This window comes from Actinomadura verrucosospora (assembly GCF_039540335.1).
GTDB lineage: Bacteria > Actinomycetota > Actinomycetes > Streptosporangiales > Streptosporangiaceae > Spirillospora > Spirillospora verrucosospora.
Map to the genome: position 1 here is coordinate 126,264 of NZ_BAABEV010000020.1, position 11,529 is coordinate 137,792.

The window sequence follows — 11,529 nt, forward strand, 5'->3', positions numbered from 1 at the left end:
ATGGCGGCCGGACTGCGCTTCCTGCCCTGGGTCCGCGACGGCCTGGCCCGCGCCGTCACCGGGACCGACCCGCGGACCGGGCCCCTGCCGCGCGTGCGCGGCGAGATCCCGCTGCGCGTGGAGTTCACCGCCGACGACGGGCGGGTGGTCCCCGCCGCCACCACCGCGGTGATCCACGGCCCCGGCGACGTCACCGGCCTGGACGACCGCCAGATCATCCGGAGCTTCCCGGCGCCCGGCACCGACGGCGCGGAGGACACCCTGTTCGCCGCGGTGGAGTTCGACCGTCCCGACCTGCCCTGGGCGTTCACCCCCGCCGAGGCCGACGGCCAGGGGCGGCTCCGCCCCTGGCTGGTCCTGGTGGCCGTCCCGGCGGCGGACGCGGAGCTCGCCGCGCCCGCCGGGGCGCTGCCGACCCTCACCTGCGAGGTCGGCGAGCTGCCGCCGCTGGGGGAGTCGTGGGCGTGGGCGCACGCCCAGGTGCTGGTCACCGGGGACGGCGACGACGTCGAGGACGTCCTGCGCGACCACCCCGAGCGCACGCTGTCGCGGCTCGTCTGCCCCCGCCGTCTCCGCGCGGGCACGCGCTACCACGCGGCGGTGGTCCCCGCCTTCGAGGCGGGGCGGCTGGCCGGCACGGGCGGGCGGGCTCCGCAGGCCGGGGAGCTGGCGCCCGCCTGGGGACCGGGGTCCCCGAAGCCCGACCCGGGGGACGTCGTCGTGCTGCCCGCCTACCACCACTGGTCGTTCACGACCGGCCCGGACGGCGACTTCGAGTCCCTGGTCCGCAGGCTGCGCGCGCGTCCGCTGCCGCCCGAGGTCGGCAAGCGGCCGGTGGACGTCTCGGCGCCCGGCGGCGGCCTGCCCGCCACCGAGCCCGCGGGCCGGGAGGGCACCTCGGTGCTCGGCTTCGAGGGCGCGCTCGCCTCACCGGCGATGGAACCGACCGTCTGGGACGAGGGGGTCCGGGCGTCCTGGCGGCAGGTCATCGAGCTGCTCCTGCAGGACACCGGCGAATGGCTCACCCCGCCGCTGTACGGGGCCGCCCACGCGGCGGCGACGGGCCTGCCCGCGGGCGAGCCGGAGTGGCTGCGGGAGCTGAACCTCGATCCGCGCCACCGGGCCGCCGCCGCGCTCGGCACCGAGGTCGTGCGGCGGCACCAGGAGGAGCTGGCCGCGGCCGCGTGGGAGGCCGCCGCCGCCGTCCGGGACCTGAACGAGCGGCTGCTGGCCGGGCAGGCGGCGCGGGAGGTGTCGGCCGCGCTGCACGCCAAGCGGCTCGACCCCGGGCAGCCCGGCCGGGCCCTCGGCGACGCGCAGATGCTCACCGTCGCCCGGCCGGTGCTCGGCGCGGTCGAGGCCCCGCCGGCGTCGGCCGGCGGCGCCGCCCGCGCCGCCGAGGGCCCGTCCGGCGACCCGCCCACCGTGGGCGACGAGCTGGCCGGCAACGCCGGGCTGCGGGCCGCCACGTCGGTGCCGATGCGCCGGCTGCTGCGGCCGCGCGGCCCCCTGGCCAGGCGCGCCGGGGCCGCGCCGGCCGCCGTGGAGCGGCTCGCGACCGGCGACACGGCCGTCCCGCCCGCCGACGTCCCCGCCGGCGGCGCCCCGTTCGAGCAGGTGACCGGGCGGCCGCTGGGAACGCTGGACGAGGCGTCCATCCGCGCCGCGATGGCCGACCCCTGGTGGGACACCGCCCACAGCGCCGCGGTCGCCGCCGCGAGCGTCCCGGCCGGCGTGTCCGATGAGGTGCCGCGGACCCTCGCCACCGCCGGCGGCGACATGGTGCAGGGCCGGTTCTTCGCCGCGACGGACGACGGCCACCTGTTCGAGCGGCGCCTGGTCGAGGGCGGCTGGTTCTGGTACGACCACGGACTGCCGCCCAGCGGTCAGAAAGTGGTGTCCCCCGGGGCCGCGCTGGACTACGGCGGGCCGGTCCGCGTGCTGGTCCGCACGGCCGACGGGCGGCTGTGGGAGCGGCGCTGGGACCGGGTGCCGGGCGCCTGGGCGTGGGAGGACCGCGGGTACCCGCCGAACGGCGTCCGGAGCGATCCGCTCGCCCACGGCACCGGCGTCTACGTGATCGGCGGTGACGGCGGCCTGCACGCCTGCGACTTCGATCCGGCGACCGCCGCCTGGACGTGGCGGGCGCTCGGCAAGCCGTCCACGATCAGCCCGAAGGAGGTGGCCGTCGGGCCGCTCGCGACCCGGGGCCGCGGCTTCCTCTACGTCAGGACCAACCTCGGCGGGCTCCACGCGTGCGTCCGGCAGGGGACCGGCGCCGCGCTGTGGACCAACCTCAACGTCGGGGACGGCACCGTGCCGCTCGTCAACGGCAACCTCTCGGCCGCCTATCCCGACTACGGCGCCTTCAAGGGCATGGCGTACGCCTCCGTCGACGGGAACCTGATCATCACCCGCGGCGACCTCCGCCCGATCGCGAACGCGTGGCGCCCCTACGACGGCACGTCCGTGGTGTCCGTGGCGCGGCAGAGCGGCAAGGACTTCTCGGGCCGCCCCACGATCGGCGTGCTCGTCGCCTCCGACGCCGATCCGAACGACCTCTCGCTCTGCCGGATCGACTCCGTCGCCGACCAGTGGAACTGGAGCGGCACGCGCCTGCGCCCGCCGTCCGGCGGGCTCGCGCTCCGGCAGCCGGGCCCGGTCGCGCTGCGCCCCGGCCGCGACAGCGAGCTGTTCGCCGTCGCCGCCGACGGGCGGCTGGTGTCGGTCGACCACAACGGCCAGTGGCGCGACCACGGCGCCCCCCGGGACCTGCGGGGCGCCGGCGCGCCGGCCGACGTCCCGCCGCCGGAGAACCGGTGGGCGGCCCGTGTCGGCCTGTTCTCGTCCCTGGTCGTGGCGGACTTCTCCCGCGAGGGCGGCGCCGGGCACGTCCGGCACCGGGTCGCGCACGGCTTCGACGCGGAGGGACGGCTCGGCGGGTTCTCCGCCGCCCGCACCGGCCCCGACCTCGGCGGCATCGACGTGGAGGTGATGGCGGTCGCCGTGGGACGGATCACCGCGTCCGGCCCGCAGGCCATGGTGGTGCTGGGCAACGTGCTCGGCGACGTCTCCTACCAGGTCGGCTTCGACCTCGACGCCGAGGGTGTGCCCGCCCGCTGGGGCGCGCCGCGTCCCGTGCACGACCCGGTCGGCGCGTCCGTCCGGGGCGCCGACATCGCGCTCGCCGACCTGGACGGCGACGGCCGGGCCGAGCTGGTCTTCGTCTACACCTCCGGCGACAGGATCTGCTACCGGATCGCCTGGCGGATCTCCGACGACGGCGCCGTCACCGGCGGCTGGGGCGACACGGTGACGCTGCCCTACACGGTCGGCGGGCTCGGCGACGTGGCCGTGGACGTCGCCGACCTCAGCCAGGACCTGCGGCCCGACCTGGTCGTGCTGTGGACCGGCGGGAACGAGTGGGGCCGCACCGTCGCCCGGTACGGCGTCGGCCGGACGCTGAACCGCCGCGGCGCCGTCCTCGGCGGCTGGAGCGCGCCCGTCCCCGTCCCCGAGGACCGGGAGGCCGGCTGGGACCACGGCGCCGGGATCGTCGTCGCCGACTTCAGCGGCACGCGCCGGCCCGACCTGCTGGTCTACCGGGTGGGGAGCACCGCGGACGGCAACGACGCCGCCTACCGCATCGGGTTCGACCTCGACCCGGACGGGATCGCGACCGGCTGGGGCGAGTCGCGCCCCGTCGACCGGCTGCCCGGCGCGTCCGTCCGGGGCGGCGGCGTCGCGCTCGCCGACCTGCGGCCGAGCCTCGTCGCCGACCGCGCCGCCATGGGCGACGACTTCATGAAGGCGGCGCTGCGGCACCAGCGGTACCTCGCCCCGGCGCAGGCCCTGGCGCGGGACGCGCGCGGGGAGGCCGTCCCGGTGGACGCCACGGCGGCGGCGGTCCGCGACCGGCTCAGGCCCGAGGACACGGTGCCGCCCAAGGTCCTGGACGGCCTGAGGCTCGGCGACGGGCCGCTCGCCTCGGCGATCCCCGACACCGGCGATCCGCTGCGGCGGCTGCTCGCGGGCGTCGCGTTCAACGTGCCCGCCTACGAGCTGCTGCGCGGCCTGTCGCAGGAGAACGTCGTCCCCGGCCTGCCGGAGGTGGCGCCGGAGACGCTGACCGCGCTGGCCGCGAACCCGCGCTTCATCGAGGCGTTCATGGTGGGCCTGAACCACGAGACGAGCCGGGAGATGCTGTGGCGGGAGTTCCCCGCCGACCCGCGCAACACCTGGTTCCGGCAGTTCTGGGACGTGCGGAACGCGGTCTCGGCCGGCGCCCCGCTGACCGACATCCCGCCGTTCACCGACCCCGCGTGGGGCGCCGGGCCGCTCGGCGCCCACCTCACCGCCGTGGGCGGGCCGGACGAGCGGTCGCTGATCCTCGTCGTCCGCGGCGAGGTGCTGCGCCGCTACCCCGCCACCGCCGTCACGATGCGCGCGGCGACGTGGACGGCCGCCGGCCGGCGCGACGTCACCGGCCCGGACATCCCGCCGATCTTCCACGCCCGGCTGGACCCCGACCTGCTGCTGTTCGGCTTCCCGCTGACCGCCGGGCAGGCCCGGGGCGACGCCGACCCGGCCGCCGGAAGGCCGGGGTACTTCTTCCTGCTGCGCGAGCAGCCCACCGCGCCCCGCTTCGGCGTGGACGACCCGCCCGAGGACTGGGTGCCGGGGACGCCCTGGTCGGGCGCCCACTGGGACGACCTGCACTGGGGCCACCTCCCGGCGGACGCGCGGTTCCTGTCGCCGGGCGCGGGCGGGTTCGGCGGCGAGCCCCTGGACGGCGCGGTCTTCGGCCGCAACGCCGCCGACATGGCCCGCGTCGTCCTCCAGCGCCCCGCGCTCGTCGCCCGGCACGCGAGCGACCTGCTGCCACCCGACCCGCAGCCGGCCGCCCTCGCCGGAACCGCCGGAACTCTGCGAGCCCTTGGAGCCCTCCGATGACCCGACCGCTGACCGAGCAGGCCCCGGCCGCGGCGTGGACGCTGTCCACCCGGTACCCGGTGACGCTGCTGCCCGTCCGGCTGGAGACGAGGTTCGACGGCACCCGGCTGCTCGTCCGCGTCTACCCCGACCAGATCCACGTCGACTCGCACGAGGCGGAGCTGACCGCGGCGGAGCGGCGGGAAGGCCGCCGCTACTGGGAGCGCGGCGGCGAGCCGGACGCCTGGGAGGAGCTCGTCCGGTACCACGGCGCGCCCCGTGCCACCTGGATCGCCCGGGTGATGCAGCCGGACGCCACCGGGAATTTCCCCGGCCCCCTCGAACGCACCGGCACCTGGATGCGGGCACCGCGCGCCCGGGCGCTGCCCACCCGCTGGCGCTTCTTCGCCCGCTTCGCCGGGGGGCGCGGCATCGAGGCTGACTTCCCCAACGAGGTGCGGCCCGACCTGGCGGTCGGCCCGTCGCCCGTCCGGACCGGCGACGACGCCGCCCGCCCCCTCACCGACGAGGACCCTCTGGTCGACGAGGGCATGCGCTGGCTGGTCGACTTCCAGGCCGCGGTGGACGCCGGGATGGCGGCCGTCGTCGAGGGCGTCACCGAGCACGTCGCGTTCCTCGCCGTGTACGGCGTGGACGAGGGCGCCACCCCCGCGCGGGGCGCCACGATCCTGTCGGAGCTGCTGGAGGCGCAGGCCGCGACGGTCGGGCTCGGGTTCGTCCCGCCCGGCACCCCGACCAACAACACCGAGACCGTGTCCAGCGGCTACGCGCCCCGGTCGCGCGAGGCGGCGCTCTCGGCGCGGGTGACCGGGGCGCCCGCGACGGCGGCCCGCCCGGAGACCGCGGCGGCCCTGCTCGCGGACACGCTGGGCCTCCCGCTCGCCCACCGGGACGGCGACGTCCTGGAGCGGACGCGGCGCGGGCCCGTCCCGTCCGGGGCGGCCACCGCGCTCGGCCGCGCCCCGAACGGCGCCGACGACCTGCGCCGTCCCGGTGCGGCGGTGCGGCGGCTGCTCTGGCCGGTCGGGCTCGACTACCTCGTCCGCCACCTGGCGGACGGCGCGGAGGCGGGCTGGACCGCCGACCTGCCCGCCGTCCGCTCGCACTTCGTCTCCCACGTCCACCCCGACGGGCCGCTGCCCGCGCTGCGCGTCGGCGCCCAGGTCTACGGGGTGCTGCCGGTCGCGTCGATGGCCCGGTGGAAGTCCGGCGGCGCGGGGGAGGCCAGGGCGGTCGACCTGCTCGTCCGGCTGATGAACCGGGTGTGGTCGCGGTCGCCGGTGCCGCGGATCCGCCCCGGCCTCGCCGACCCCGACGGCGTCATGCTCGACATCCTCGCCACCGACGCGCTCCCGCGCGAGATGCGGGTGCGCGGCATGCTCGGCAACGAGTACGTCGCCTGGCTGTGGCGGTTCGCGCGCCTGGAGCTCGGCGGCGACTGGCGCGAGCAGGTGGCCGGGCCGACCCGGCGGCTGCTCGCCGACCTCGGGCTCGCGACCGGCGACGACCCGCGGCTGGCCCTGGCGGTCTTCGCCGACAAGTCGATCCGGCTCGGCACGCCGGTGGCGGGCGCCGACGCGGCGGCGATCCGGGCGTACCTCACGGAACTGGCCGCGCCGGGGCTGCGCGCCGACGAGGTCCCCGTGCCGTCCGGGCCGGTGCCGCTCTTCCAGCGGCTGCTGCGCGCGGCGCTGCTGGGCGAGCACTCCAACGCGGCCGGGCTGATCGAGGGCGTCGGGCAGGTCCCCGACCCCGAGCTGGTGGACGTCTTCCCCCGCGAGGTCACCTCGACGCTCGCGCGGCGCCTCGCGCGGCCGCTGCCGCTGCCCGGCGGCGGCACCGACCCGGCCCTGACGGTCGGCGACTACCTCGCCGCCGCGCAGCGGCCCGGCGACGAGCGGCACGCGGCCGTCACCGCCGGGATCAGGGAGTTCCGCGACGCGCTGGACCGGCTCGTGGACCTCCGGGTCGCCCCGGAGCGCCTGGAGCGCGAGGTGGCGGGCACGCTGGCCCTGACCGCCCACCGGCTGGACGCCTGGATCACCTCGTTCCCGGCGCGCCGGCTGGAACGGCTCGTCCGGGAGCGTCCCGCCGGAGACGCCGCCGGGACGCACATCGGCGGCTACGGCTGGGTCTGCGACCTGGCGCCGCCCTCCGTGGGCCGAGAGGAGGTCCCGCTGCCCGACGGCGTCCCGGAGGGGCCGCTCCACCCGGCGCCGGACGGCGCCGGGCACGTGCACGCGCCGACGCTCGGCCAGGCGGTCACCGCGGCGGTGCTGCGCAGCGGCTGGCGCTCCCACAGGGGCGCGGACGCGCAGCCGGACGACGAGCAGGGGAATCCGCTGGCCGTCGACCTGACCTCACGGCGGGTGCGGCTCGCCGAGCAGCTGGTCGCGGGCGTCCGCGCCGGGCAGCCCCTCGGCCTGCTGCTCGGCTACCGGTTCGAACGCGGCCTGCACGAGCACCCGGACGGGCCCCTCGACCAGCACCTGCCGCTGTTCCGGGCCGCCGCGCCCGTCCGCGCGCACACCGTCACGCCGGAGGGGACCGCGGAACCGGCCGTGGAGTCGACCGCGGTGACCGACGGGCTGGAGCTTCACCGGCTGTACCGCGCGGGCGACCTGGAGGAGGATCTCGCGTCGCTCCCGCCCGGCGACCGGACGGCGGTCGAGGACGTCCTCGCCGACGTCGCGGACGCCGTCGACGCGGTCGGGGACGCGCTGCTCGCCGAGGGCGTCCACCAGATCGCCCAGGGCAACGCCACGCGGGCAGCCGCCGCCCTCGACGCCTCCGCGCACGGCGCGAGCACCCCGCCGGAGCTCCAGTTCTGCCGCACGGCCGACAGCGGCGCGGCGGTCACCCACCGGGTGCTCCTGCTGTTCAACCACGACGCCCGGTTCGACAAGCTCCGCTGGGGCGCCGCCGTGGGCGAGCAGCCGCGGGTCGTCGCCGCGGCCCCCGCCGACGTCCTCGCCACCGCGCTGCTGCCGCCGAACTGGCGGGTCAAGTGGCGCAACACCTGGCGCTCGCCGGACGGGACGCGCACCGCCGTCCAGCCGCCGCTGAGCCTCGACTACCTGCAGATCCCCGCCGTCGACCACGTCGCCGCCCCGGTCCGGGGCGCCGCCCCGGACGCCGGCGCCGAACTGGAGCGACGGATCGAGGCGGCCGCCTGGCCGCGCCGGGAAGCCTCGAAGATCGGCGAGGACTGGACGCTGGAGCCGGGCTTCGAGCGCGACCCCGCCTGGCCGTACGACCAGGTGTCGCTCGCCGAGTTCCTGGAGGCGGCCTCGGCGGTGCGGCGGCTGCTCACGCAGTCGCGGCAGGTGGAGGCCGCCGACCTCGACGGGCCCGGATCCGCCGCCGAGAGCGGGTTCGACCAGGCGACGCGCAACCGCGCCGACTTCGCCTGGCAGCTCGCCGGCACGGCCATCGCCGGCCTCGCCGGGGCGACCGCCGCGGCGGTGCGCCCCGCCCTGCGGACCGCCGCCGGGTTCGGCGTGCTCGGCGCGGTGGCCCCGCCGCCGAGGTCCGGCACCGAGCAGCAGGTGCTGGAGCAGGCCGCGTCCGCGCGGGCCGAGCTCCGGCAGCGCCGGCTGGCGCACTGCCGGCTGGTCGCCGAGTTCCGGGGACGCCCGCTGACCTGCACCGCCGAGACGTGCGGCTGCGCCATCGCCGACTTCGACGTCCCGGCGGCCGCCCCCGCCCGGCGCCGCGAGTTCCAGACCGCCCGGCTCCGGACGCTGTTCGGCCAGGACCTGCCCGTCCTGCAGTCGGTCACCCTGCCCGCCCCGGGCCCGCTCGCCGCCGCCCTCGCTCCCGGGAACGAGCTGGAGGGCGGGTCGGCGCACGACGTCCGGCGCTGGCTGGCCAAGTACGCCCGGGTGCGGCCGAAGCTGGCGAACCTCCAGAAGGTCCTGACCTACACCGAGGCGCTGACCGGCGCCGGCGCGGCGACCGTCCCCGCCACTCCGCGCGCCGTCCAGCTCCCCGGGAAGCCGGGCGAGCGGTGGGCCGGGGAGAGCCCCCCGGACGGCGACGTCGTGTCCATGGCGGTGATCACGGTCGGGGACCTCGACCTCCGCCGGCCCGTCTCCGGCCTCGTCGTGGACGAGTGGACCGAGGTCGTCCCGGCCGCCCGGCGGACGACCGGGCTGGCCTTCGAGCACGACGCGCCCGGCGCCGCCGCGCCGCAGGCCGTGCTGGTCGCCGTGCCCGCCGACGACGCGCCCACCTGGGGCCCCGACGCCGTCCTCCAGGCGCTGAACTGGGCCTTCATCCTGACCACGACCCGCGCCGCCGACCTCGACTCGCTCGGCGACATCGGGCAGATCCTGCCCGCCGCCCACTTCCCGGTGAACATGGCCGAGCCGGGCACCTCGACCGACTTCGTCCCGGACGCCGCGGCCCCGGACGGCCCCGCCGCCGCGCCGGCCACCACGGAGGGAACGCGATGACCGTCTCCGACACCCGGGCCGCCGCGGAGCCCGCCGAGCCCGCGCACGTCCCGTCCATCACCACCTGGAGCCGGCTGGAGCCGCGCACCCGCGCGGAGGACCTCAGCCCGGCGCTGGAGGCCCGCACCGCCGACCCGCTCTGGCTCCTCGCCCGGCAGTGGCAGCTCGGGGAGTTCCAGGGCGAGGACGCGGGGACCCCCGTGCTGGCCAGGCTCGACGTCGAGTCCGCCCGGTTCGCCGAGGTCCGGTACGGGCCCTCGGGCGGGCCGGCGGCGCCGCTGCCCGCAGGCCGCCCGCTGGAGTCGGCCGTCGAGGCCGAGGACGCCGCCGGGGCCCACGACCTGCGCTGGGCCGCCGAGACCGGGCAGGAACTGCTCCGCTTCCTCGCCGAGCACGGCGCCGGCGCCCTGCGGGCGGCGGTCGTCGCCCGCTACCCGATCCCGAGCCCGCCGCCCGCCGGTCCGTCCGAAGCCGACGAGGCGACGGCCGGCTACCTGCGGATCATGGCGGGACGGGCGCCCCACGGCACGGACGTGCTGCGCGACCACGCCAGGGGCCGGTTCCCGGGGACGGTGCCGGTCCCGCCCGAGCTGTCGGCGGCCGTCGCCGCCGCCGTCGCGGGGTGGCTGGCCTGGCTCCAGGCGGGGGAGGGCCCCGCGCCCGAGGGGTTCCTTCCGCTGGTCGACACACCGGGCGCCGGCGCCCGCGCCTGGCAGCGCGAACGGCTGGAGTACGCCTTCGCGGCCGCCGCCTCCGACTCCGTCGGCGAGACGGTGCTGACCGCGCCGGAGTACGACGGCGACCGGCTCGACTGGTACCAGCTCGACCACGACCCGGACGCCGCGCTCGGTGCCCCGTCCGATGCCGCGTCCGATTCGGAGCGCCGCACCCTCGTCGTCGTCCCGACCGTGGCCGCCTACCCCGGCATGCCCGCGACGCGGTTCTGGGAGATGGAGGACGCCGACGTCAACCTCGGCCGGATCGGCGCGGGCACCACCGACCTCGCCCGGATGGTCCTGCTGGAGTACGCGACCGTGTACGCCAACGACCACTTCGTCGTCCCGGTGGAGGTGCCGAGCGGATCGGTCACCCGCGTCCGCTCGCTCGTGGTGACCGACAGCTTCGGCGTCCGCACCCTCGTCCCCCCGGCGGCCTACGGCGCCGCCGACGCCGGGCGCGGCTGGGGGCTGTTCCGGCCCGCGTCCGCGCGCGGCGGGCCGCCGGCGCCCCTGCTCGTCCTGCCGCCCACCACGTTCTCGACGCAGAGTTCGGCGCCCGTCGAGGACGTCCGGTTCCTGCGCGACGAGACCGCCAACCTCGCCTGGGCGATCGAGCGGACCGTCACCGGCGCCACCGGCGAGCCGATCGACCGGGACGGCCAGGTCCCGCGCGCCGGGATCCCGCCGCGCGCCGAGGTCCCCGGCCTGCCCGAGCTCACCTACACCTTCGCCACCACCGTGCCGGAGAACTGGGTGCCGCTCGTCCCGGCCCCGGCCGACGGGCGGCCGGACGGCATCCGGCTGCGCCGCGTCCCCCTCCAGCAGCCCACCAGGGACGGGACGCCGGTGCCGGTGATCGGGCACAGCCGCGTCCTCGACTGGACGATGGAGAACGACACCGGGCGGGTGGCGAGTCTGGAGATCCCCGAGGAGGAGGTCGGCCGCGCCGGGGCCCGCGTCGTGCGGGAATGGCGCCTCGCGCGCTGGACCGACGGCTCGGTGCACCTGTGGCTGGCCCGCGCCAAGCGCACCGGAGGCGGCACCGCCTCCAGCGGCCTGCGCTACGACGCCGTCGGCCCGCGCTGACCCGCCCCGCCCGCGTCACTCGGAACTCGACAACGCGGGACCGGACAGCACCCGGGCGGCGAGCTCGGTGCGGCTGCGGACGCTCATCTTGGCGAAGACGCGCTTCAGGTGCGTCTCCACCGTGTACCGGGAGATGAACTCCCGCTCGGCGATCTGCGGGTTGGTGAGGCCCTCGGCGATGAGCGCGGCGATCTTCCGCTCCGTCGGGGTCAGCGCCTGCCAGCCGTGCGCGGGGCGGTCTGGGCGCCGCCGCCGCGCCCCCGGCCGCACACCAAGCCCGCAGCCCCGTCCAGGACGGCGGCGGGCCGGCGGAC

At 78.0% G+C, this 11,529-nt stretch carries 4 protein-coding genes; 3 read left to right on the forward strand and 1 reads right to left on the reverse strand.

Annotated features, from left to right (window positions below; translation table 11 throughout):
- Genes ABD944_RS22315 through ABD944_RS22325 form a run of 3 tightly spaced genes read left to right on the forward strand, consistent with a single transcriptional unit; the run spans position 1 to position 11,215 of the window.
- The gene (locus ABD944_RS22315; RefSeq protein ID WP_345179408.1) at positions 1-4,953 is read left to right on the forward strand and encodes a hypothetical protein; all 4,953 of its coding nucleotides are present in this window, start codon (positions 1-3) and stop codon (positions 4,951-4,953) included.
- Positions 4,950-9,410, forward strand: coding sequence for a hypothetical protein (locus ABD944_RS22320; RefSeq protein WP_345179409.1), 4,461 nt, complete (start codon positions 4,950-4,952; stop codon positions 9,408-9,410). The genes ABD944_RS22315 and ABD944_RS22320 overlap by 4 nt, the downstream gene beginning before the upstream one ends.
- On the forward strand, positions 9,407-11,215 hold the full coding sequence (locus tag ABD944_RS22325) for a hypothetical protein (protein ID WP_345179411.1): 1,809 nt from the start codon (positions 9,407-9,409) through the stop codon (positions 11,213-11,215). Before ABD944_RS22320 ends, ABD944_RS22325 begins: the two co-directional genes overlap by 4 nt.
- Before the next feature lie 15 nt (positions 11,216-11,230).
- Here the strand turns inward: ABD944_RS22325 and ABD944_RS22330 are convergent.
- Positions 11,231-11,529, reverse strand: a 299-nt coding sequence (locus ABD944_RS22330) for a helix-turn-helix domain-containing protein (RefSeq protein WP_345179412.1), incomplete at its 5' end; no start/stop codon positions are given.